Below are 21,512 nucleotides of genomic sequence, written 5' to 3' on the forward strand. Positions count from 1 at the left end.
GGAGCAATCATGAACACGCTGACGAAGTTCCTCGCGGGCACCGCCTTCCTGTTCTCGCTCACCTTTGCCCCTGGCGCGCAGGCGCAGGAATGCTACGAGGCCTGCGGCTGCAACGTGCCCTGCAACAGGGTCTGCACGGATAACGGCCAGCCCTCCCGGTGTGGGCTCGCGGGCGCTCCGTGCCTCGGTGACTGCGCGAAGAACGACCCGCAGGCCTCCGCGAGCGACAAGAAGGCGTCCGACAAGGCCGCGCCCGCGTGCGGCCAGCAGCAGACGGACAAGGCCTCGGAAGAAGCCGAGAGCTGAGCCCTTCACGGGGTTTCCAGGGGGTCAGGACGTTCCCACCCGTCCTGACCTCCGCGGTCCGACATCATCCTCACAGGTCGTTTTGAGGGTGCGCCAACCCCAGTGGTAGCGTGCGGCGCCTGATGACTCCGCTGATGAATCGAGTCGCGAGCCTGCTGTGGACCCTCGCCGTCATCGCGGTGCTCGGCGGTGCGGGCGTGTGGGCCTACCGGCACTCCTCACTGGAGGCCGCCACGCTGCTCCAGGAAGGCGGGCGCTACCTTCAAGCCGCGATGTCGCCGCTGCTCGCCGGGAGCGTGGCCCTGGCCTTCGGGCTGAGCTACGCCTCCGGCGTGGTGGCCCGCCGCGCGCGGCACCGCCCGGCGCCGTCGAAGCCACCGCCGGCGGGCCCCAGCCTCTCCCCGCTGGAGGTCCTCACCCCCGACACGGCCACCGCCGTCAGGACGCTGCTCGTGGACCTGGGGCAGCGGCTGCGCCGCATCGCCGCGAAGCCAGACCCGGACATCATCGGCTTCAAGAACCTGTTGATGGATGGCGCCATCCGCCTGGGCGCCAGCGACATCCACATCCACCCCCTGGAGGCGGGAACGCGCATCGCCTTCCGCATGCACGGCGTGCTGGAGGAGGTCCTCTCCTTCCCACGCGAGCACCACTCGCGCCTCATCAACCGCGTGAAGGTGCTCGCGAAGCTGCCGCTGTACGACCTGGACAAGCCCCAGGACGGGCACTTCCCCTGGACCACGCAGGACGGGCCCGCGGACATCCGCGTCTCCATCCTGCCCACCAACCACGGCCCCGCGGTGGCGCTGCGCATCGCCCGCACCGGCGTGCGGCTGCCCCAGCTTCCGGCGCTCGGCTTCCCCGAAGCGCTGCTCACGAAGTACCAGGAGCTGCTCGCGCTGCCACAGGGCCTCATCCTGGTGGCGGGCGCCACTGGCAGCGGCAAGACGACGTCGCTGTATGCCTCGCTGGGCCACATCCAGCAGTCGCGCGGCGAGCTCACGCGCATCGCCACCATCGAGGACCCCATCGAGTTCGACGTCCCGCTCTTCGCGCAGACGCAGGTCAACGCCGCGCAGGGCTTCAACTTCGCGCACGGCCTGCGCGCGGTGCTGCGGCAGGACCCCAACGTCATCATGGTGGGCGAGATTCGCGACTCGGAGACGGCGCGCACCGCCATCCAGGCGGGGCTCAGCGGCCACCTGCTGCTCAGCACCATCCACGCCAACTCCGCCGCGGGCGCGTTCAACCGCCTCATCGACATGGGCGTGGAGCCCTTCCTCCTCGCCTCCGCGACGGCAGCCACCCTCTCCCAGCGCCTGGTGCGCGGCCTCTGTCCGCACTGCCGCGCGCCGCAGCCGCTGACGCCCGAGGAGGCGGTGCGGCTGGACGCGGCCGGGATTGCGCGCGGGAACTTCTTCGGCCCCGTGGGGTGCGAGCACTGCGAGGGCAGCGGCTACCTGGGGCGCACCGCGCTCTACGAGATGCTCGTCATCTCCCAGGCCATCCGCGACGCCGTCAACGCCAAGGTGCCCAGCACCCGCATCCAGGAGATTGCCGTCCAGGAGGGCATGGTGCCCCTGCTGGCCGCGGGCGTCGAACGCGCGCGGGCGGGCGACACGTCCCTGCGTGAAGTGTTCCGCGTCGTTGGCGGCTGAGCGCTCTTCCCAAGGAAGCGACCCACGTGAACACCCCTCCCCATCCCCGCGGCACGCTCCCAGATGCGTCCACGGAGCCCGATGCCTGGTCCCAGTCCCTGATGGGACGCACCGAGGAGCTGGCCCACCTCCAGGCGCAGACGCCTCGGGATGCCGACCCTCACGAGGCGCCCCGGGCCCAGCCCCGACTCGACGTGGCGGAGACGCCCCGCAGACGGCACGTGCCCGCCCCACCACCACCGCCGCCTCCGCCCAGTCCGCTGGCCGCCGTCCTCCGGCTCTGCGGCGCGGCCGCGGGCCTGCTCGCCGCCAGCATCCTCGTGCTCCCCGCGCTGAGGGACGCCGGTCAGCCGCCCCTCACGAAGGAGGAGCTGGTCACCACCCGCCCCGAGACGACGCTGGCCCCGAACTTCGACCCGCCGTCGGACGTCCAACCGGGAGAGGTCCGTGAGCAGCGCGCGTTCATGGAAGGCGCCAGCCTGCTCATGGTCGATTCCGAACCTTCCGGGGCGTCCGTGTCCGTGAATGGCCGGGCCGAAGGCACCACACCGCTGTCCGTCTCACTGGACTGCGTGACAGACGCGCCGGTTACGGTGAAGCTCACGCGCCGGGGCTACAGCCCCCTGGAACACACCCTCTCATGCCGGCAAGACACCATGACCCAGCTCTTCGGAAAGCTGCGCAAGGGGAAGAGCAGCGCGAAGCCGTGAGCACCGCGACCAACATCGTCCTGGTCGTGGATGACGACGCCGACATCCGCGAGGCCGTGCAGGACATCCTGTCCTTTGAAGGCTACGCCGTGGCCCAGGCCGCCAACGGCCAGGAGGCCCTGGCGCTGCTGACCGGACCGAACGCACTGCGGCCCTGCCTCATCCTGTTGGACTTGATGATGCCCGTCATGGACGGCGAGGAGTTCGTCGGCCGAATCCAGCAGGAGCAGCGCTTGACCGAGCTGCCCATCATCCTCGTCACGGCGAGCGGCCGCGGCCAGGTGCCCGGCGTGCGGACCGTCCTCAAGAAGCCCTTCGACATGGACGTGCTGCTGAGCACGGTGGGCGAACACCGCCACTGACACAGCGCCCCGCTCAGGAGCGCCGCTCACCCGTCAACATCGCGGCCACCTGCGGGTCCAGTTGGAAGGACTCGAAGAAGCGGTCCGCGTCCTGGGGCGGCTTTCCTTCCGGGTGCAGCAAGAGCTGCTGGTAGAGCCGGGGCCCCACCAGGAAGAAGCGGCCGCGCAGGTGACGGGGGCCGGACACGCCCTCCACCTCCCAGCCCGGGAAGCCGCTCAGCACCAGCGGCTTCGCGGACAGCCCGGTGGCGCCCAGTGCCTCCAGCGCGCCGTGACTGGCCCGGGCCACCACGTCACGCGGGGCCGCCTGGGACACCGCGGCGGCGGGGAAGTCCGTATAGGAGACGTAGTAGGCGGTATCCGCCTCCGGCCGCACGGCGATGAAGGTGTGGAGTGTCACCGCGCCGACATCCGTCTCCTGCGAACGGCGCTCCTCGCTCACCGGCCCGGGAATCGCGACGGAGAAGCCCCCTTCCATGGACTGGATGACAGGCTCGGCGGCCCGCGGGGCTTCGGGCTTCGCTGCGGCGGTCGGTGCCTGCTGGCGGGAGGCACACGCCCCCAGCCCTCCCAGGGCCAGGAGGGCGACGAGCGGCGCGGCGCGGCGCGGGGTCTTCATAAGGGCAGGCGACTCCTGAAGGTTGGACCCCGAAGGTACGTCGGGCCTTGCGTGAACGCATCCGCCGTCTACACGCGGACGCGCGCCATGCGACGCTTCGCGCCAACCTGGGGGCAGCCCCCTCAGTGCGGCGGGGCCTGGGGGAACGTCAGCCCCGCGTCTTCTTCGACATGCCGGGCGGCCTCGGTGGCCACGGCCAGCCGCACGCAGAAGACGGAGCCATGGCCGGGCTGGCTCGTCACGTCGATGCTGCCCCCATGCCCCTCGACGATGCGCCGGGCCACCGACAGGCCCAGGCCCACGCCCGGAGCGCGCTGACGGGCGCTGCCGGCGCGCTGGAAGGGCGCGAAGAGCAGGCGCATCTCATCCTCGGAGATACCGATGCCCTGGTCCGTCACGCACAGGACAGCCGTGTCCTGTTCGCGGCGCACGGACACCTCCACGGTGCTGCCCGCCGGCGAGTACTTCAGCGCGTTGCTGACGAGGTTGTGGAGCACCTGCTCCAGCCGGGCCGGGTCCGCGAGAACCGGCACGGACACGCCCGGCAGGCTGAGACGGAGGCCATGGCCGGTGTCGCCGGAGCGGTAGAGCTCCACCACCTCGCGGGCCAGCTCACGCGCGTCCCGCACCTCCGGGCGCAGCTCCAACCTGCCGGCTTCGATGCGGGTGGCGTCGAGCAGGTCGCCCACCATGCGGTCCAACCGCTCCACCTGCCGCCCTACCAGGGACAGGGTGCGGTCCATGCGCTCGGGCGTGAGCTGGGCGCGGCTGCGGTCCGACAGGGCTGTGGACAACTTGAGGGCGGACAGCGGATTGCGCAGCTCGTGCGCCACGCCCGCGAGGAACGCGAGCTGCTGCTCCTGCTGGTGGGCCAGGCTGTTGGCCAGCTCGTTGAACGTGCGAGCCATGTCCCGCAACTCGGTGGGCCCGGCCTCCGGGGCCCGGGTACGCCTGCAGCCCGCGCCGAAGCGGCGCATGGACTGGCTGATGTCCCGCAGCGGCTGGAGCGCCACGCGCCGCAGCAGCACGCTCACGACGAGCACGCCCAACAGCAGCAAGCCACAGAGCACCATGCCCACGGAGTCCGCCATGTTGTTCCACCGCTCCGCTTCCAAGCGGGCCACGCGCGCGCGCTTCACGTTGATGGAGATGACCTCCTCCAGGCCATTCAACGCGGCGACCAGCGCCGGGCCCGCCTCCCGCTCCGCGCGCACCAGGTCCCGCTGAGCGGAGAAGTAGACGTCCACGTCCTCGCGGACATTGTCGAGCCGCTCGCGCTCCGCATCCGTCGAGGCGATGCGCCTCAGCACCCCAATCTGCCGGTACAGCGAGGCCTCCAGCTCGAACCGCGACAACCCGCCCGGGCCGCGGGGCACCCTGACGGGGCCTTCCCGGACCATCCGGTCGTACGCCAGCAGGCCCACCTCCAGCTCCTCGGACACCCAGATGCCCTCGACGGCGACGCCCAAGGTCGCGGCCGAGCGGTCGAGCACGCTCGTCAGGGCGATGAGCAGGGCGGCGGCCGCCAACGTCATCAACGTCAGCACCCCCATGGTGGCGGCGAGCCAGGCGCGCAGACTCATGGAGCCGCCCCGGGCGGAACCAGGGCCATCTGGAACACGGGGCAGCCCCGACGAGACCTTCACGCACGCTCCTCACGGGGTTCCCAGACACGAGGGCCACCCCCATTGCTGAGAGGAGCAACACAGCCAATGCCCACGGGATTCGCGGACCGGACAGCAAGAGGGCACGCCTGACCCGTTCCCCGAAAGGGGGCATCACCGGATGGCGCCAGCCGTGCTAGGGAGGGGCGAAACGTGGCCGGCAAGCGCCCTGGCCGACGAGCGAGAGGTCTCCATGGACATCATCTCCCAGCCGGTACGCACCTTGAAATTCGATGGCTTCTGGCGCTGGCTCCAGGAGCACACGCACTGCATCCTGCGGTGCGGCTCCGTGGACGCCATGCTCTATGACCACGACGACTTCCACTGGGCCCTCCTGGAAGAGGAGCGCCAGCACATCGTGCAGGTCCTCAAGGGAAAGGTGCTGGTGGGCGAGCTGGTCATCCCCGGCCGTGAGGTGACGGAGGTGAACGTCGCCCCCGACCCGGACACGGGCGCCCAGGGCCACTTCCTGGTGGAGCTCATGGGCGGGCCCAAGGAAGACCCGCAGGCGCTCTACCACTTCATCATGGCGCACGGCATCGACCCGGCGCCGGGGCACAAGGACCTCAAGCACTGAGGACGGTGCGCTCGATGAGCGTCACCGCGTCGTCCGTCCCGTTGACGTAGGGCCTCGTGCTCCGAGCCGGTCGGGCACGAGCGAGCCCGGCGGCGCGCGTCACCAGCGCCTCCACGGTTCCCGCCCGCTCCTCGGGGCGCAGCCGCAGGGCCTGCCTGTCGTAGAGCCGGGGCCGCGCGAGCGCCACGAAGGGCGTTCCGGTGACACGGGCCTCCTGCACGGTGTTGTACCCGCCCGCGCCGACGAGCACGTCCACGCCGGGGAGCACCGCCAGCGCGGGCCACGTGGACATGCGCAGGGCCAGGCCCTCCTCCAGGGAAGCCCCAGCCCGCCTGCCCTGCTTCGCGCGCGGCGCGGGCACATCCATCGCCACTCCGGGTGGCACCAGCCACCGGACCACGGCCTCTGGCCCCAGCATCGCGTCCAGCCGGGCGGCGATGTGCCCCGCCTCCCCCACTTCCTCGGGGGTGCCACAGCCCATCACCGCCACCAGGGCGCGCGTGTCCTCCGCGGGCACGCCCAGCCGCGCGCGGGCCTTGTCACGGGGCAGCAGCTCGCTGGCGCGCAGGAGCAGCCAGGGCGCGGTCCTCACGGCGCGAGGATGGTTCGCAAAGGGCGCGGCCTCACCTGGGACGAGCAGCAGGTCGAACGCGTCCACCGCCCGCGCCAGGCCGTACTGCTTCACGTACGTGGGATTCACGTCGCGGTGAATCAGCACCTTGCGCGCGCGCACGGAAGGCAGCAGCGGCACCAGCTCGCCTCCGAGCCCCCGGGGAAAGGTGTCCACGACGAACAGGTCCGGGCGCACGTCCGCCAGGCACTGCTCCACCACTTCGCCCACGGCCTCGCGCCCCAGCGCGGGGTTGAGCCGGAACACCTCGACACCGGTGCCCAGCACGTCCTCCAGTGGGAGCCCGCTCGCGAACGGGCTGTTGGTGAGCAGGACGACGGCGTGCCCTCGGCGCGAGGCCGCACGAGCCAACGCGGAGGCACGGGTCAGGTGCCCCATGCCGCCTCCCAGCGCATAGACGAGCCAGCGGCCAGCCATGTCAGCTCCCGCCCATGTCCTCCTCGAAGGAGGCGTCGTCCTCGTGGCGGAGGCTCGCGCCGTCAGCCTCGGTGAAATCGTTGGCGTCGTGGGCCCTGCCGCTCCCTGACGAGGCGGCGGCGCCGTAGTACCCGTAGTTGTCGTAGTAGTAGCTCGGGTGGTCCTCGTCCACGCCGTTCCGGTCCCCCGTGTAGTCGTCGTGTTGCCGCGCGCACGTCGCGCAGAGCATCTCCGCGCCCACGGACGTCACGTGCTGCTCACACAGCGGCATCGCGCACCGCATGCACGTCATGGCAGCGGGGCTCCCACAGCCATGGGAGAACAGGAAGCCCACGTTCTCCTGGCAGACCAATCCACTCATGGCTGGGCCAGCTCCTGGGACGGCGGCGCCTGGAGGCGGAAGAGCAGCGCCATGCGCAGCGGCAGCTCCAGCGCCTCGAAAGTGAGACACGCGGCGGCCTCCGCCGCCAGCAGCGACTTGGTGGCGAGCAACGTGCGCCCCTGCGCATCACGCAGGGAGACCTTTCCCTCGCGCACCTTCACACGAGCCACGTCCGCGCCAGCGCCGTCCTGGATGCGAGCACCGTCGTCCTCCGGCCACACGGAGTACAGGAGCGTGCCCTTCATGTCGTTGAGGCGCCAGCCCGGCCCCTGCCGCGCGAGCGTGAACAGCACCTGCCGCTGCTCACCGTCCCGCACGGTGAGCGCCCCGCCCGCGGAGCCGACGACATATCCCAGCGCCACGTCATCCGGGCCGGAGACCTTCAGCGACGCGCCCTTCCACTTGTAACGCGCCAGCTCGCGCTCCTCGCCATCCACCAGCTTGGCGCCGTCATCCTTCGGCTTGAGGGAGAAGCGCTCGCGGTCGGCATCGTCCTTGAACTTGAGCTTGCCCTCGAGGCCCTTCACGTCCGCGGCGGCGACGGGGGCGCCGGCGGCCTCCTGCGCGCGAACGGCTTGCGGCGCCTCGACGTCACCGGGCTTGGAGCACCCGGCGGCGCCCGTGAGCGCGACCAGGGAACAACAGAGAAGGAACCGGCCCATGCCCATCATCACGAAGCCTTCGCCTGCTGACGCAGTTGTCTGGAGGAGTTGAGGACCTGGTAGAGGCTCAGCAGCATCATCACCACCGTCTTCGGCGCATCCACCGCGTCCCCCTGGACGTTGGGCCCGGCATCCCAGTCCTTCTCCACGAGGGTGCGCAGGAACATCCGGTCCTCGCCCAACTGGAGCTTGTCCACGGCGACGTCCTCCGGCAGGCGCATCGCCTGACGGGCCTCCGGCTCGAGCAGCGCCAGGTCCTGGTGACGCGCCGCCTTCACGCGCAATTGGACCTGGAGCAACGCCCAGCTGTCCTGCCGGTGCTTCGTCTTGTACTTGCCGCTGGCGCTGCGCCGGGTGCGCGACCGCTTCATGAGCCGCTGCACCATGGCGATGCGCAGGTGCGTGCCGTCCAGCAGCCGCGTCTGGAGGGTGAACCACGGGTCGCTGAAGTTCTCCGCTTTCCAGCCGCTGGGCGTGGTGTGCTTGCCGAGCAGCTTCTCCGAGCTGTCCGCGGGCGTGAAGTCGAGCTCCAGCCTCACCGACGCATCAGGGCCGATGTCACGGCGCAGCCGATGGATGACCTGAGAGGCCAGCGTGTACCTCCGGTTCTCCAGGTCCAGGCGCCGGAAGCGAAGGTACACGACGAAGCACCCCACGGTCCCCGCGAGCATCACGAGGCCCGGCCACAGGGTGAGCCGCAGCGCGAGCGCGTCCTCGAGCCCCTCATCCAGCGTCATCCGGTAGATGAAGACGACGACGGTGGCGGCCAGACACACCCAGGCCGACTTCCGCCACTTCCGCCGCGACTGCTCCACACCCATGTCCAGGAGGCGCAGCCGCTCGAGGTCTTCCCGCAACTCCCGGATGGGGCCGGTGCATCTGTAGACGCGTTCCTCGCGGAAGCGGTCGATGTTGAATGCCACGGTGAGTCGCGCCCCCTCGGCGGAACGAAAGAAAGGGGAAGCGTAAAGGCCCGTGCAGTAGGGGTCAAACCCTCCTGTTTGCCGGCCCGGCCGAGCCGCGCTAGCAACGCGAGTGTGTCTCCCCATCCCGGCACCGGCATCGTCTACGCGTCGTTCGACCGCTTCCCTTCGCCCAAGGGCGCCGCGGTGCACATCCGGGCCTTCGTGGAGTCACTGGGCGCGGCCTTTGGCCGAGTCGACCTGGTCGCGCTCCGGGACAACCCCACTGCGCCCACCGGGCCGCTCGCGCTGGTGGAGGGCGTGACGTACCACCCGCTGGAATCACGCGGGAAGGACCTGATGGCCCAGGCCCTGTCGTTCCGCTCGCACCTGGCGGCATGGTGGCGCGAAAGACCGCGAGCCTCCGTCGTGCACGTGCGCTCCATCTTCGAGGGCTACCCCGTCGCCTGCCGGAAGGAAGCGCTGACGGATGCGCTCGTCTTCGAGGTGAACGGCCTGCCTTCCATCGAGCTGAAGTATCACTACCCGGACGTGGCGGATGACGCGGAGCTCTTGCGCAAGCTGGTGGCGCAGGAGGACGTCTGTCTCTCGCGCGCGGACCTGGTGGTGACCCCGAGCACGGTGACGGCGGAGTACCTCGTGACGACACGGGGCGTGGACGCCTCGCGGGTGCGGGTGATTCCGAACGGCGCCGACCTGGAGGTGTTCCGGTACGCGCCGCCGCGCCCTCTGGAGCCCGGGCGTCCCGTGCGGCTGCTGTACAGCGGGACGATGACGTCCTGGCAGGGCGTGCACCATGCCATCGAGGCCTGCCGGTTGCTGCGGCGGGACATGCCCACCGTGCTGACGCTGGTGGGACCGCTGCGCCGGCACACACGGCGGGCGCTGATGGACCGGTGCGGTGACCTGCTGCTGGAGGGCACCGTGGAGTTGCTGGAGCCCCTGCCCCAGGCGGAGCTGGCAGCGCTGCACCATGCCTGCGACGTGGTGCTGGTGCCCCTGCCCGTCAACGACCGCAACTGCGTGCAGGGCTGCTGCCCACTGAAGCTGCTGGAGGCCATGGCCACCGGGACGCCCGTGGTGGCCAGCAACCTCCCCGTGGTGAGCACCCTGGCCGCGCCGGACGAGGTGATGCTGATACGGCCGGGCTCGGCGAAGGCGATTGCTGAAGCGGTGAAGGCCCTGCGGGCGGACCCCACCCTGGGCCCAGCGATGAGCGCGAAGGCACGGGCGCGAGTGGAGCGCGACTTCCCATGGAGCCGCGCGGGTGAAGCCCTGGTGAGCGCCTACGAAGAGCGGCTCGGGATGGCGCGAGCCAGCACGCGACGGAGCACCTCTGCCTCCGCGTGCGCCTGAAAGCGCTCCTCGATGCGCTGACGGGCGGCGGCACCCATCGCGGCGCGCTGTTCGAGCGGCAGGGAGAGTACATCCAGGCACGCCTGCCCCAAGTGATTGAGCAGGGCCTTGGAGACGATGAAGCCGTTGCGTCCGGCGTCCACGGCCTCGGGGATGCCCCCAGCGTCGCTGGCGATGACGGGCCGGGCACAGGCCATGGCCTCCAGCAAGGCATTGGGCATGCCTTCCCACAGCGACGGCTGGAGGTAGACGTCACACAGGCGCAGGTGCGCGGCGATGGCCTGCGGTGTGTCCAGCGGCCCGGAGATGAGGATGCGCGCGGCGTCCTCGGGATGCTCGGCGCGGAAGGCGACCAGATGCTCGGCGTCGCGCGGCCGCACCTCGCCGATGACGAGCAGACACGCGGGCCGGACGCGGCGCACCTCGGTGAGGGCGGAGAGCAGGAAGGGCAGCCCCTTCTTGTGCCGGAGCTCACCGGAGAAGCCGAGCACGGCTTCGTCTGGCGCGATGCCCAACCGCTCCCGGAGCGCCGGGTCCGCGGGACCGGGGGAGAAGATGCTGGTGTCGACGGCGTTGGGGATGACCTCCACGGTTTCGTCCCGTCCCAGGAGCATGCACATCTTCCGGCCCAGGTCCGCGGAGGCCGCGGTGAGGACGCGGGCACGTTGCAGCGTCCACAGCAGGCGCGCGAAGTCGCCCGGGGGGAACATGAGCTGGTCCACGTCGTTGCCCCGGGCGCTGACGGTGGAGGCAATGCCCACGGACTCGGCGAAGGCGACGGCGAGGAACCCGGGCGGAGACAGGTAGTGCCCCCACACCAGGTCATAGCGTTGCTTCGCGTGCAGGTAGCCGAGCACGTCGAGCGTGTGCTGCATGGACAGGTCCGTGCTGCCGAACAACCCCAGCCGGTGGAGCGTCACACCACGCGCGAAGGGTGAGACGTCCCCGGCGTCCTCCACCGTCTGGAGCGCGCCTGGCGCCGCCGTGCGCGTCCAGGCCAGCACGTCCACCCGGGCGCCCAGCTTCACCAGCGAGCCCGCGGTGCGCGCGCCACTGCGGGCCAGGCCGCCGATGTCGGGAGGAAAGCGTTCAGCGATGAGGAGGACGCGCGGGCTGTCGGACATGGCCGCGCAACGCTACCTCCATCACGCGCCATCGCCACCGGCAACCTGGGCCAGGAGCCGGTGTCTTGCGTGAGACGCCCAGGAGCACGGCCACCTCCCCCTGGGCGTGCCCCCTCACTGCCCGAAGCCCCCTAGCGCCGTACGGCTGAAGCTCGCGGCCCCCTGACTCACCCGCGCGGCGGACTGGCTGAACACCTGGAACGCCGCGCGAATCTCCTGTGCGCTCTGCCCTGGCGTGAGAATCCACTTGTCATCGATGCCCATCTCGCGGAACACGCGCCGGAAGTCCGTGCTCCCGTCGTTGATGCCCATCGCCGCGACGATGTGATTCTCCGCGCGCTTCAGGTCATTCACCAGCGCCGCCACGTCCTTTGCCTTCGCCGACGTCGAGTGCTGGTCCGAGCCATCCGTAATCAACAGTGTCACTGTCCGCACCGGCACGCCGTTGGCGCTGAACTCCTGCGCCTTCGCCAGCACCGTGCCCAGCAGCACCACCGACTGGTCGTACAGCGGAGTGCCATGGTCAGCCCGGTAGTTCCTGGCATGCATCCGCACCACGTCCTCCACCGGCCGATACGGGTTCAACACGAACCCGTTGAGGTAGCGCGTGTGGAAGAGGACGCCGTCCTTCTGCTTGCTCGCCAGCAGCGCGTCCAGCACCAGGTTGTGCCCGTCACACACCGTCTTCGAATGCCCGGAGTAGTCGATGCTCCCCGAGTCATCCGGCATCACCGTCACCAGCACCACCTCGCTGGACTGCACGTCCTCCACGCAGACGCCGAGCCCCGCCTGAATCTGCGCGCCCAGGTCCACCACCGTCAGCGCCTGCAATCCCGCCGGACTCAGCACGCCCTCCGCGTGTGCGTCATCGAAGAGCTTCCGGATGCCACTGCCATTCGCCTTGCTGCTCATGTCCCGTGCTCCTTCTCCCTCTCCCGAGGGCAGGGCTCCGCCTGTCCCGCGCCCGCGAGCGCAGACGAAGCGATTGCGGTGTGTCGTCACGCCTCGCGCCGCGAGGCTCAGGCGATGCGCAGGTCCGGCCAGCTCGCCAGCGGGTCCGTGGACTTCACCAGGTGCATCCCCGCGTCCGCGAAGCGCTTCAGCGATGCCTCCGCCTGCGGGGTGAAGTCCGCCGCGAAGCCCCCCTTGCCGTCCGGCACCGTCACCGACGACATGCAGTCCGTCAGCAGGTACACCTTGCGAGCCAGCGCCGCGTCCTGCGTGACAATCTCCCCGAGCAGGTCGTCGATGGAGCTCTTCACGCAGTGGCTCGCCGCCTGCCCTGCAATCACCACCGCGTCCGCGGTCAGCAGCGTCTTGATGAACTGGGTATTGCGCTGCGCCAGCGGCTGGCCGTCATGCCGCCCCAGCACCTCCGGGCGCAGCACCGAGTAGTTCTCCGTCAGCGGATTGCCCCCCTTCACCTCCGCCCACGACTGCATGCCACGCGCGAAGGAGTGGAACAGCCGCGCCTCCTGCACCACACCCGCCAGCGCGTGCCCGTCGCTGCCCAGCAGGCAGTGCGGCGGCCACAGGTACAGCGTGTACTTGCCCGCCCGCTCCAATTCCTCGCAGTAGTACTTCACCTGCTTGAGCAGCCAGGGGTAGTTGCCGCCGCACAGCCACTTCGCCATGGCGGGGTTGGGCCGCGCCTGCCCACGCTCAATCTGCTCGCGCGTCACCTCGCGGTACGGCGTCAGCGGCTGGTCGTCCTGGTCCACCCAGAAGGACGGGAAGAAAATCTGGTACGCGAAGTGGGTGTCGAGCGTCGCCGTCACGTTCGTCAGCGCGCCGAGGTTGCTGTAGATGAACTCCGCGATGCGACGGCTGTCATCCACGGCGCCGCGCCCGCTGCGTCCCGCCACGTAGAGCGAGCCCTCCGGGAAGCAGAAGTCCTTCTGCACGTCGATGAGCAACAGGTGCAGGTTGAACGCGTCCGTCGCCGACATGGAGACGTCGTTCGCCGCGCGCCAGCGCTGGGCCTCCACCTGGAGCTTTCCCGCGTCAGGGCTGTATCCGAACTGCCCGGCATGGGCCGCGTCGTAGAACCTCGGAAGCGGAAGCGCCTTCACTTGCGTCTTCATCGACCTACCTCCTGTGAGGCGTGGAGGCACCCGCTCCACGCGGTTGAGAAACGTCCCTTCAGTTCATTCGCAGCACGGTGACGTCCTGCCGCCCCACCACCGCCAACCCCTGCCGCACGAGGAAGAGCGAGCAGCCCGCGTCCACGAAGGGCTCGGCATCCGGGAACTCGCGCACCGCCTCCAGGCGGCCCTGCCGAAGCTCCACACGGGTGAGCCCCGTATCGGTGGCGCAGAACAACGCGTCGCCCGCCGCGCACCGTCCACGTGGCGCGCTGCCCAGCCATGAGCCGTCACCGGCCTCCGCCACCGCGCTCGCGCGCACGGCCCCGTCGTGGCCCACCACCACGCAGTGATGCAGCGTGCGCCCACCGGCTTCATCCACCAGGAACAGCCAGGCGGAGGACCCATCGAAGACACAGTCCACGTCCACGAGCTTTCCCGTGGGCCAGGGGAGCGACAGTCCATCCTTCAAGCCCAGGCGCTCCGCATCGAAGACGAAGGCGCCGCGCAGGCCGCCCGCGCGATGGAAGCCCAACCCGAAGCGTGGCCCCACGAAGAGCCGCGTCTGTCCTTCGAGCACCGCGCCCACGCGCTCCGGCCCATATGCGCCGTCCCGCCACAGCCCGCCGCCCACGGCCCAGTACCGGTGCCGCGCGTTGGTGGCGAAGGCGGACTGGCCCTCCGGCGCATCCACGCCCATGCGGTCCGGGGGCCGACCGGGCGCCAGCACCGCCACCTCACCGCCCCGGCCCACCAGCGTCACGTCCCCTTGCAATGCCCAGCGCAGCGACGGGTCCAGCGCCCCGCGAAGCACCACGCGTCCGTCCTCGCGCCGGTACGCGCCTTCCGCGTGGTAGAGCCAGCGAAGGATGCCCGCCTCGTTGCTCGCGTGCACCAGCACGCCTCGCGTGGAGAACAACCGCGTCGCCGTCACCTGACCTCGGACCGACGTCACCGGCGTCGCGGTCGCGGTGGCGTGGGGCTGACACGTCGGGCAGGCCGCTCGCGCATGCTCCACGCCGCACGACGCGCAGGGGGTGAAGCGCAGCCCCTCCAGCAGCGGATACGGAAAGACGCCGCGAAGGTCCTCCACGAAGACGCGGTGCAGGTGGTGCAGCACGTCGTCCGGCAAGGTCGTCAGCGGCAGCGCGGGCTTTGGATACTGCACTTCCGGATGGAACACGGTGATGCGTTGGAGCACCCGGCCCGCGGACGTCGTCCGAGCGGCCGCGCTCCTGGGCTTGTAGATGCCTCCGTGCGGCCCCACGCACAGCAGCGACTGCATCACCGCGACGGCATAGGCATACCAATCACTCTCGATGGAAGCGGGGCGGCTGGGTACCAACCCTTGCGTGCCCGTGCTCCCGAGCCGCAGCGGGTCGAGGAAGCGCTCCGTGAACACCGGACAGAGGAACCCACCGAACTGGAAGCTGTCCGCGTCGATGAGGTACGCCTCCGACGTCCCCGCCACGAGCACGTTGAGGTCGTTGAAGTCCCCCACCACCACGCCCGACGCATGCACCGCGTCGAGCGTCCGATGCAGCTCGCGCAGCAGGTCCACCACCCGCCCGGACGCCGCGCCTGCCCTGCGGAACGACGGCTCTCCGAAGCGCCGCAAGGGCTCCACGCCGTCCAGCTTGCGCATGGCGTAGCCCAGGACCTCGCGCGCCTTCTTGTCCGTCGCCAAGGCCTGGGGCACCACCACCCGGCCGGGCAATCCTGCCGGGAAGACGCGTAGCTTGCGTTGGTGCTCGTCCAACCGGACGCGCGCCGCGGCCTGTTCCGCGGGCAGGCCCGTGTAGTCGGGATGCTCGGGTGGCTTGAACACCTTGAGAGCGCGGCCATCCCCCAGGTCGAACACGTCCGCCTCGCCGCCCTTGCCCAGCGCTCGCGCGGGGTTCAGCCGCACCTTCTTGCCTTCGAGCCAGACGTCCATGGCCTCACGCCCTCCCCATGCGGCGGCGCAGCACCACCAGCGTGGTGTCATCCGGCAGCAGGCCCGGAGTTCGCGACAGTTGCTGGGAGGCGAAGTCCGCGCGCACGGCTTCTCGGTTGAGCAAGGCCAACCGGCGGCGCAGGGCATCCGGGTTGGCGAAGTACCGATCCTCCGTCCAGAGCCGTGACAGCGGCCCGACGAGTTCGTCCCCTGCCGGAATGCGCGTGGTGGCCAGCCGCTCCAGGTCCGCCACACCGTCGGTGCCCAGCAGCAGCGCGTGGACGTCCTCCGTGGGCACCAGGGCCCGCGTGGTCAGCGAAACGTCCTCTCCGTGCATCAACGCATAGGCGAGATAGGGAGGCGCGTTCCCCGGAAACGGCCCGAGTGGATGCACCTCGCCATTGAGCGCCCACACGCCGTCCCCCGCGGAGAAGACGAGCGTCAGCGAGGGCGTCACAACCGCTCCCACCACGGTGAAGAGGAAGTCCCCCATCACCTCCCGCCCCAGGTCCGCCCGGAGCTCACTGAGCAGACACAACACGTCCTCACGAAGGCCTGGGAGGAAGGTGGGCTCATCCACGCGTTCCCCCTCCGCGAGCCGCACCAGCGCGGCCCGCGCCAACCTGCGCGCGCCCAACTGTGCGCCCAGCTCACTGCAGGGCTGGCTGCCACAGCCATCCGTCACCACGGCCACCAGGCCATGCTCACTGGCGCGGATGCACAGCGCATCCTGGTTGTTGCGACCCGCTCGGGCGTGCTCCCGGCCCAGCACCGAGGCAGCGGCGATGTCGAAGGGCAGCGCGGACATGGCTCTCCCGTGGCCCTGAAAGGGCACGTGCGGCGAGACAGGCGGCGATACGGCGGCGCGCTTCAGCCAGTGGACACCCCACGGGCAGCGGCCTCTCACGAACCTGGGTTGCGCCCATGTTCGTGTCTCAATGACACGAACATAGTGTCCAAATTACACGATGTCAATGTCACGAGCTGCCGGGGCCTCCCTCGAGCCCGCAGCGGGTCAGAGTTCGAAGTTGAAGCCCGCCTTCTCCAACTGCTTGTACTTCTTGTGATCGAACCGGTAGAGGCGCGCTGCCCGGTGGGAGACGTCCTGCTCCACCTCGTCCAGTTCCTCGAGCAGGTCCATGGCGAGGATCTTCTTGCGGAAGTTCCGCTTGTCGAGCTCCCGCTCCAGGATGACCTCGTACAGCCGCTGGAGCTGCGTCAGCGTGAACTTGGGAGGCAGCAGCTCGAAACCGATGGGTTGATAGCGGACCTTGCCCTTGAGCCGCTGCAGCGCCGTGCCGAGCACGTCCACGTGGTCGAAGGCCAGCTTCGGCGTATCCCAGACGGAGAACCACGCCGCGTCCCGCGCGTCCGTCGCCGCATGCGGCACATGGTCACTGAGCTTCACCAGCGCGAAGTACGCCACCGTGACGACGCGCCCGCGTGGATCTCTCCCCGGGGTGCCGAACGTGTAGAGCTGCTCCAAGTGGTTCGGCCGGATGCCCGCCTCCTCATCCAGCTCCCGGCGCGCGGCGTCGTCGAGCGACTCCTCCATCCGCACGAAGCCCCCCGGCAGTGCCCACCGCCCGGCGAAGGGCTCCACCCCGCGGCGAATGAGCAGCACCTTCAGGTCCTCGTCATCCAGACCGAAGACGACACAGTCCACCGTCAGCGCCGGCCTCGGGTACTCATAGGTGTAGCTCACCGGTCCCGGCATAGTGTCCGGAACACACCCGGGTCAAGTCGCGGACAGAGTGGCCGCCGGGCCCGCGCGGCCTAGGTCCGGACCATGCGCGACAGCTGGCGCCAGTCGACGAGCTGAACGCTCTCCTCGGCCAGGTCGAACTCCAGCGAGCGCCGCATGCCGATGACGTCGCCGCCCATCTGGAAGGGCACTTCCCGGTCGAAGTCCATGCGCAGGCGCTGGACGAACCAGTCATGCATGTGGGGCATCGGATGCTCGCCGCGCCAGAGGCGGAACATGTTCCGGGTGGCCTCCATCACGCCGGCGCCATAGACGCGCACAGACAGCCGGTGGGGCACCGCCTGCGCGAAGGGGAAGGCCTTGAAGCCGAAGCCCCACTCGGGCGTGGTGGCCGCGCCGGCGACGCCCGCGGGCCCCCGGTACAGGAGCGCGCCCTTGTCCCCATGCGGCACGGGCTGCACGGAGCCCCGCGCGTCCACCGTGAGGGCGGGGTCGCCCAGGTTGTAGACGGACACCATGGGGTTGCCCTCGCCGAAGACGTGGCGAGGCACCGTCCGGGTGAACATGGCGCCCAGGTAGCCACGCAGGCCGGCCTGGGTACTGCGCAGCGGACCGGAGGCGGCGAGCTGGTTCTTGAAGTCCTGAATCATCTCCGCGTCCCAGCCGGTGCCGGCGAAGGGGGCCACCTTGCCCTCCACGCGGACCAGGGCGAAGGGGCGCAGGGGAGGAAGGCGCTCGCCCACGGCGGCAATCTGCTTCAAGGCCTCCGCGGGCCGGGGCGCGCCGGTGACGCGGGCCCAGGCGTTGCCGGTACCCATGGGGAGGACGCCAATGGCCGGCAGGGCCACCCCCGCGGTGCGCAGCTCGTTGAGCAACCCCGTAATCGTCCCGTCACCACCGCCCGCCAGGAGGAGGGAGGGCGGATTGGGCCGGAGCGTGTCCGAAATCCAGGCACGGGCCTCGTCGAGCGAACGGGTGAGCGCCACGCGCGCTCGGGGCAGGAAGCGCTGGACAAGCCCTCCCATGCCTTCGGAGCCCCGGCGTGCACGGAGGTTGACGAGGACGGCGATGTCATTCATGGCGAGCGGGACTCTCTCCACGCTTTGTCATGGCCCGGTCACGGCGCAGCAACCGGTGACGCGTCGTGACGCAAAAACAACCCTCATACTCCCAGTGCATGGGCGAAACGGGCCTTCAGCCCCCGTGCCTCCCGCTTCTTTCCGAGGGAGAACGCCGCTACGGCCACGCCCCCGGCGACCAGCAGGCGGGGCAGCCATTGCTTGCCCGCCGCGTGGTGGCCCCCCGAGGTCCCCGCTCCCTCCGCCATCGGACGGAAGAGCGTCCCAGAGGTGTGGCCCTGGCGCTCCTTCTCGAAGTGATGGGCCTCGGTGACGCCGTTCATGGTGCGCTCGAAGGTGCGGGGCAGCAGGCCGTGCATGGCGGCGAAGGTCCGAGCGGCGGGGCCGACGAAGACCTCGTGCTTGGGGCTGCGGAGGACCCGGAGGATGGCGCGCGCGACGCGCTCCGGAGTGTAGACGGGCTCCACGGGACGGATGCGCCAGCCGGTGTAGTTGGCGGTGTGTTGCCACAGCGGCGTGTCGATGGCCGCGGGGAGCACGGTACACACGTCGATGCCGGTGCCGAGCAACTCCTGGCGGACAGACGCCGAGAAGCCGCGCACGGCGTGCTTCGAGGCCACATAGGCGCTGACATACGGAGCGGCGACCGTCCCAAAGGTCGAAGAGACGTTGACCAGTGTGCCGTAGCCCTGCCGACGGAACTGGGCCACGGCGGTGCGGGCGCCGCTGACGGTGCCGAAGAAGTTCGTCTCCATCACCTGTCGGAAGGCGTCATCCGGTGTCTCTTCGAGACGGCCCATGAGGTAGACGCCCGCGTTGTTGATCCACGCATCGAAGTGGCCGAAGACCCTGCGCGCCTCGTCCGCCAGGTGCTGCACGGCGGCCACGTCGGACACGTCCGTGGGCACGACGTGGGCCTGGACGCCGAGCCCCCGGCACTCGCGAGCTAGGTCCTCCAGCGGCTCCTCGCGCCGGGCGGCCAGGACGACGTGGGCCCCCTTGTTCGCCAGGGCCAGCGCGGTAGCGCGACCGATGCCACTGGATGCGCCGGTGACGACGACGACTTGGTTCTTCCAGGCTCGCTTCATGTCCGCGTTCTCCTTACGGGGCCGAGCCCCAGCGCATGGCCTGAGTTCCCCTCGCGAAGATGGCAATTGCACACAGCGACGCACCGGGTCATCGAACACCTGGCTGGAGGACAGGCGGCGGAGCGGCGCGAGAGTCCACGTCGCAGGCCGCCGCCGGGGATGGGAGTCCACTGCCGGGACGGGGGGCTGGGCGCGAAGCGGTGCGTCCGCACGGGACGTGGAGGCGGGGTTCCACGCGGGCAAGGGGTGGAGATGGCTCGGCTTTTCGCGGAGCACGGGTAGGTTGGAGGAAGCGGAGCGGGCTTGGTATGTGCGAGCGACTGTCGGGCAGGAAACGGAACGCAACCTGCACTCGGCCCGCGAGCCATGAACATCTCCGAACGCTTCCTTCCGCCGCCCTGGACGGCGGCCGTCGTCCTCCTGTGTGCGTCCGCGTGCATCAACGTGCCAGCCGTCGAGCCCGCACAGGCAGAGGTGCGAATCACCGCGCCGGCGGGAACGGCCTACACGAATGGTGTGGTCGAGGTCCGACTCGATGTGACGGGCCATACGCCGGACCGAGTGGAGCTGCTCAAGGACGGCGAAGTGATGGCGGAGCTGGCGCCGCCATACACGTACACCTGGGACACAGCGGGAGAAGCGGAAGGGACGTACCGGCTGGAGGCGCGCGCGGCCCTGGGAGACCTCGCGTATGTGAGCGCGAGCCGCGAGGTCGTGGTGGACCGGACGCCTCCGCAGGTGGTGTCACGCGTGCCGGAACCGGGCGCCCAGGAGGTCTGGGTGCAGAGCCCCATCCGCGCCGAGTTCTCCGAGCCCGTGAAGCGAAGCGCCGTGACGACGGAGTCCATGCACCTGACGGTGGGCGACGTAGCCGTGGCCCACACGGTGTCGCTGTCGGAGGATGGGAAGACGGTGACGGTGGTGCCCGTGACACAGATGACCGCGCCGAGCACCGTGGCGCTGGCCTTCTCTGGGACAGTGACGGACCTGGCTGGGAATGCCGCTGTGAACCTGGGGGAGGCGTGGAGCTGGGCTGTTCCTGAGTTCGTGCCGTATCCGCCTCATCCACCGGGCCCGACAGGGCCTCATGACATCATCAAGCCATACATCCAGCTAGATACAAATGGGCATCCCACAGTATTGACCCAGCGCTTCGAAACGGCGAACGAGCGCACCCCCGTGAATCTGTTTGTGAATCGCTGGACGGGCAGCCAATGGGAACAAATTGGCCCTGGACTGAAGACAAGTCCAATCGAATTCACAATCAACTCACCCAACATTCAACTCCTCCCAGATGGAACCCCTGTCGTCGCATGGCAAGAGGACCTCGGTGCGGAGTTCAACAATTACATCCACGTGGCTCGATGGAACGGGGAAGCTTGGGTCCGCTACAGCGGCGAACAAGGCATCATCCCTGAACGCCCTCATGCCGTTGGTGTCGCTCTTCAGCTCACCTCCCAAGGACATCCAGTCGTCGCATTCTCAATGGATCCGGAGGACGCCGAGGGAGGGGCTGTGCATATCCATCAATGGACTGGCGAAAAGTGGCAGCGCATTGGCTCCGCACTTCAAAACGAGCCTCCGTACATAGCCCACACACCAGCATTGGTACTGGATGCGAACGACAACCCCTTCGTGGCATTCGCGGCAAACAACAGCCAGAGCCGTGCTCTCGCTTGGCGTTGGTCAGGAACCGACTGGGAGCAACAGGGCGACCCCACCCAGGTAAACACCAGCCTGCGCTCTCCCCATGGTGTCAAACTAGCGCTCACAGCAGCAAACCGTCCCATTGTCTCCTGGACCGGTACCGAAACAGGCACATCGCGCAGGAACTTCCATTCTAGCGAATGGTCTCAGACCCACTGGGATTCGCTGGGCGCGCCCCCCAGGCAACTGGCATCAAGCGAAAGATACATCCAAGAGACTAAATTCACTCCACTGGAAGGACTTCTCGCATTGTCGACCGAATACGACGCCGAGAAAGTCTTGATAAGTATCGACCGCCATTCTGGGGGACACTGGGAGAATATCTGGAGCAAGCACTTCGAAAGAAGAACAGGCATGTATCCATCCGGCAATCCCAGCCTGGCCGTAGACTCCACTGAGAACATCGTTGTGGCATGGGTGAACTCCGGAACCAACGGAACCAGAGACGTCGTCATCTATCGCCGCAACCGGTAGCCAAGCTCACCCCGTCGGCCATCTACATCAAAGAGATTAAAAGATGAG

At 69.3% G+C, this 21,512-nt stretch carries 21 protein-coding genes; 7 read left to right on the top strand and 14 right to left on the bottom strand.

The annotated features are described in order from the left end of the window. Window positions 1-9 precede the first annotated feature (9 nt). From F8M74_RS00760 to F8M74_RS00775, 4 genes are all read left to right on the top strand, one after another. A complete protein-coding gene (locus F8M74_RS00760; RefSeq protein WP_011557094.1) occupies window positions 10-306 on the top strand; it encodes a hypothetical protein in 297 nt (98 codons plus the stop codon). A gap of 134 nt (window positions 307-440) precedes the next feature. After that, complete coding sequence (locus F8M74_RS00765; protein ID WP_225909631.1) at window positions 441-1,964, top strand: GspE/PulE family protein; 1,524 nt, start codon at window positions 441-443, stop codon at window positions 1,962-1,964. A gap of 26 nt (window positions 1,965-1,990) precedes the next feature. Further along, window positions 1,991-2,674 (top strand): PEGA domain-containing protein, encoded by a 684-nt coding sequence (locus tag F8M74_RS00770; RefSeq protein WP_163884308.1) that lies wholly within the window; start codon window positions 1,991-1,993, stop codon window positions 2,672-2,674. After that, window positions 2,671-3,036 (top strand): response regulator, encoded by a 366-nt coding sequence (locus tag F8M74_RS00775; protein WP_141256599.1) that lies wholly within the window; start codon window positions 2,671-2,673, stop codon window positions 3,034-3,036. The genes F8M74_RS00770 and F8M74_RS00775 overlap by 4 nt, the downstream gene beginning before the upstream one ends. Window positions 3,037-3,049: 13 nt before the next feature. On the opposite strand, the gene F8M74_RS00780 is transcribed toward F8M74_RS00775, so the two are convergent. Both F8M74_RS00780 and F8M74_RS00785 read right to left on the bottom strand, forming a co-directional pair. After that, complete coding sequence (locus tag F8M74_RS00780) at window positions 3,050-3,655, bottom strand: hypothetical protein (RefSeq protein WP_141256598.1); 606 nt, start codon at window positions 3,653-3,655, stop codon at window positions 3,050-3,052. Window positions 3,656-3,777: 122 nt separating this feature from the next. Then, window positions 3,778-5,238: a HAMP domain-containing sensor histidine kinase gene (locus F8M74_RS00785; protein ID WP_141256605.1), complete on the bottom strand. Its 1,461-nt coding sequence runs from the start codon at window positions 5,236-5,238 to the stop codon at window positions 3,778-3,780. Between the two features lie 274 nt (window positions 5,239-5,512). On the opposite strand from F8M74_RS00785, the gene F8M74_RS00790 reads away from it, so the two are divergent. After that, a complete protein-coding gene (locus F8M74_RS00790; RefSeq protein ID WP_163783216.1) occupies window positions 5,513-5,896 on the top strand; it encodes a serine/threonine protein kinase in 384 nt (127 codons plus the stop codon). On the opposite strand, the gene F8M74_RS00795 is transcribed toward F8M74_RS00790, so the two are convergent. Genes F8M74_RS00795 through F8M74_RS00810 form a run of 4 tightly spaced genes read right to left on the bottom strand, consistent with a single transcriptional unit; the run spans window position 5,886 to window position 8,911 of the window. Continuing rightward, on the bottom strand, window positions 5,886-6,944 hold the full coding sequence (locus tag F8M74_RS00795) for a hypothetical protein (protein WP_141256596.1): 1,059 nt from the start codon (window positions 6,942-6,944) through the stop codon (window positions 5,886-5,888). The genes F8M74_RS00790 and F8M74_RS00795 overlap by 11 nt on opposite strands. A gap of 1 nt (window position 6,945) precedes the next feature. Further along, complete coding sequence (locus F8M74_RS00800) at window positions 6,946-7,305, bottom strand: hypothetical protein (protein WP_141256595.1); 360 nt, start codon at window positions 7,303-7,305, stop codon at window positions 6,946-6,948. Next, window positions 7,302-8,000, bottom strand: a complete 699-nt coding sequence (locus F8M74_RS00805) for a hypothetical protein (RefSeq protein WP_141256594.1) — start codon at window positions 7,998-8,000, stop codon at window positions 7,302-7,304. Before F8M74_RS00805 ends, F8M74_RS00800 begins: the two co-directional genes overlap by 4 nt. Further along, window positions 7,997-8,911: a hypothetical protein gene (locus F8M74_RS00810; RefSeq protein ID WP_228559578.1), complete on the bottom strand. Its 915-nt coding sequence runs from the start codon at window positions 8,909-8,911 to the stop codon at window positions 7,997-7,999. The genes F8M74_RS00805 and F8M74_RS00810 overlap by 4 nt, the downstream gene beginning before the upstream one ends. 114 nt (window positions 8,912-9,025) lie before the next feature. On the opposite strand from F8M74_RS00810, the gene F8M74_RS00815 reads away from it, so the two are divergent. After that, entirely contained in the window at window positions 9,026-10,267 is a 1,242-nt protein-coding gene (locus F8M74_RS00815; RefSeq protein ID WP_141256592.1) for a glycosyltransferase family 4 protein, read from the top strand. Here F8M74_RS00815 and F8M74_RS00820 read toward each other — a convergent pair. The 8 genes from F8M74_RS00820 to F8M74_RS00855 form a co-directional block, all read right to left on the bottom strand. Further along, window positions 10,198-11,391: a glycosyltransferase gene (locus tag F8M74_RS00820; RefSeq protein ID WP_141256591.1), complete on the bottom strand. Its 1,194-nt coding sequence runs from the start codon at window positions 11,389-11,391 to the stop codon at window positions 10,198-10,200. The genes F8M74_RS00815 and F8M74_RS00820 overlap by 70 nt on opposite strands. Window positions 11,392-11,505: 114 nt before the next feature. Next, the gene (locus F8M74_RS00825) at window positions 11,506-12,303 is read right to left on the bottom strand and encodes a hypothetical protein (RefSeq protein WP_171410186.1); all 798 of its coding nucleotides are present in this window, start codon (window positions 12,301-12,303) and stop codon (window positions 11,506-11,508) included. A gap of 107 nt (window positions 12,304-12,410) precedes the next feature. Further along, a complete protein-coding gene (locus F8M74_RS00830) occupies window positions 12,411-13,475 on the bottom strand; it encodes a nicotinamidase (protein WP_141256589.1) in 1,065 nt (354 codons plus the stop codon). A gap of 58 nt (window positions 13,476-13,533) precedes the next feature. Beyond that, window positions 13,534-15,411, bottom strand: a complete 1,878-nt coding sequence (locus F8M74_RS00835; protein WP_171410185.1) for a hypothetical protein — start codon at window positions 15,409-15,411, stop codon at window positions 13,534-13,536. Between the two features lie 4 nt (window positions 15,412-15,415). Further along, window positions 15,416-16,219, bottom strand: a complete 804-nt coding sequence (locus F8M74_RS00840; protein WP_141256587.1) for a protein phosphatase 2C domain-containing protein — start codon at window positions 16,217-16,219, stop codon at window positions 15,416-15,418. A 207-nt stretch (window positions 16,220-16,426) separates the two neighbouring features. After that, on the bottom strand, window positions 16,427-17,116 hold the full coding sequence (locus tag F8M74_RS00845) for an NUDIX domain-containing protein (protein WP_141256586.1): 690 nt from the start codon (window positions 17,114-17,116) through the stop codon (window positions 16,427-16,429). Between the two features lie 71 nt (window positions 17,117-17,187). Further along, window positions 17,188-18,195, bottom strand: coding sequence for a diacylglycerol kinase family protein (locus tag F8M74_RS00850; protein ID WP_140869566.1), 1,008 nt, complete (start codon window positions 18,193-18,195; stop codon window positions 17,188-17,190). Between the two features lie 83 nt (window positions 18,196-18,278). Then, window positions 18,279-19,283 carry an SDR family oxidoreductase gene (locus F8M74_RS00855; RefSeq protein ID WP_141256585.1) on the bottom strand — a complete coding sequence of 335 codons (1,005 nt, stop codon included), beginning with the start codon at window positions 19,281-19,283 and terminating at the stop codon, window positions 18,279-18,281. Between the two features lie 366 nt (window positions 19,284-19,649). On the opposite strand from F8M74_RS00855, the gene F8M74_RS00860 reads away from it, so the two are divergent. After that, window positions 19,650-21,464 carry an Ig-like domain-containing protein gene (locus F8M74_RS00860; protein WP_228559580.1) on the top strand — a complete coding sequence of 605 codons (1,815 nt, stop codon included), beginning with the start codon at window positions 19,650-19,652 and terminating at the stop codon, window positions 21,462-21,464. The last annotated feature ends 48 nt before the right edge of the window (window positions 21,465-21,512 follow it).

The organism is Myxococcus sp. CA023 (assembly GCF_010998615.1).
Taxonomy (GTDB): domain Bacteria; phylum Myxococcota; class Myxococcia; order Myxococcales; family Myxococcaceae; genus Myxococcus.

Coding starts and splice junctions, on each gene's coding strand:
- F8M74_RS00760 (WP_011557094.1), top strand. CDS start 10: ATGAACACGCTGACGAAGTTCCTCGCGGGCACCGCCTTCCTGTTCTCG.
- F8M74_RS00765 (WP_225909631.1), top strand. CDS start 441: ATGAATCGAGTCGCGAGCCTGCTGTGGACCCTCGCCGTCATCGCGGTG.
- F8M74_RS00780 (WP_141256598.1), bottom strand. CDS start 3,655: ATGAAGACCCCGCGCCGCGCCGCGCCGCTCGTCGCCCTCCTGGCCCTG.
- F8M74_RS00785 (WP_141256605.1), bottom strand. CDS start 5,238: ATGAGTCTGCGCGCCTGGCTCGCCGCCACCATGGGGGTGCTGACGTTG.
- F8M74_RS00790 (WP_163783216.1), top strand. CDS start 5,513: ATGGACATCATCTCCCAGCCGGTACGCACCTTGAAATTCGATGGCTTC.
- F8M74_RS00795 (WP_141256596.1), bottom strand. CDS start 6,944: ATGGCTGGCCGCTGGCTCGTCTATGCGCTGGGAGGCGGCATGGGGCAC.
- F8M74_RS00800 (WP_141256595.1), bottom strand. CDS start 7,305: ATGAGTGGATTGGTCTGCCAGGAGAACGTGGGCTTCCTGTTCTCCCAT.
- F8M74_RS00820 (WP_141256591.1), bottom strand. CDS start 11,391: ATGTCCGACAGCCCGCGCGTCCTCCTCATCGCTGAACGCTTTCCTCCC.
- F8M74_RS00825 (WP_171410186.1), bottom strand. CDS start 12,303: ATGAGCAGCAAGGCGAATGGCAGTGGCATCCGGAAGCTCTTCGATGAC.
- F8M74_RS00830 (WP_141256589.1), bottom strand. CDS start 13,475: ATGAAGACGCAAGTGAAGGCGCTTCCGCTTCCGAGGTTCTACGACGCG.
- F8M74_RS00835 (WP_171410185.1), bottom strand. CDS start 15,411: ATGGACGTCTGGCTCGAAGGCAAGAAGGTGCGGCTGAACCCCGCGCGA.
- F8M74_RS00840 (WP_141256587.1), bottom strand. CDS start 16,219: ATGTCCGCGCTGCCCTTCGACATCGCCGCTGCCTCGGTGCTGGGCCGG.
- F8M74_RS00850 (WP_140869566.1), bottom strand. CDS start 18,195: ATGAATGACATCGCCGTCCTCGTCAACCTCCGTGCACGCCGGGGCTCC.
- F8M74_RS00855 (WP_141256585.1), bottom strand. CDS start 19,283: ATGAAGCGAGCCTGGAAGAACCAAGTCGTCGTCGTCACCGGCGCATCC.
- F8M74_RS00860 (WP_228559580.1), top strand. CDS start 19,650: ATGAACATCTCCGAACGCTTCCTTCCGCCGCCCTGGACGGCGGCCGTC.